This is a genomic window from Streptomyces hilarionis (assembly GCF_024539675.1).
Taxonomy (GTDB): domain Bacteria; phylum Actinomycetota; class Actinomycetes; order Streptomycetales; family Streptomycetaceae; genus Streptomyces; species Streptomyces hilarionis.
In genome coordinates this window covers 1-388 of the sequence record NZ_JAHHIT010000506.1, presented here as the reverse complement: position 1 = coordinate 388, position 388 = coordinate 1, and the positions used below count along the sequence as shown (strand labels likewise).

1 protein-coding gene is annotated in these 388 nt (G+C 54.9%); it reads left to right on the top strand.

Translation table 11 applies throughout. The features are described 5' to 3' along the window. Positions 1 to 388, top strand: a 388-nt coding sequence (cysD, locus tag KMS84_RS44075; RefSeq protein WP_498066974.1) for a sulfate adenylyltransferase subunit CysD, incomplete at both ends; no start/stop codon positions are given.

Here is a 388-nt window from a genome sequence, read left to right as displayed (position 1 = left end):
CTGTATTCCATGGGTAAAGACAGTGCGGTCATGCTGCACCTTGCCCGCAAGGCCTTTTACCCCTCGCTGCCGCCCTTTCCATTGCTGCATGTCGACACACGCTGGAAGTTTCAGGAAATGTACCTGTTCCGCGACTACATGGCGCGTGAGAGCGGCATGGACCTGCTCGTGCATACCAACCCCGATGCGGTCAGCAAAGACATTAATCCCTTCGACCATGGTTCTGCGCTGCACACTGACCTGACCAAGACCGAAGGCTTGAAGCAAGCCCTGGATAAATACAAGTTTGACCTGGTATTCGGTGGCGCCCGCCGCGACGAAGAAAAATCGCGCGCCAAGGAGCGCATTTTTTCGTTCCGCAGCCAAACCCATCAATGGGATCCAAAAA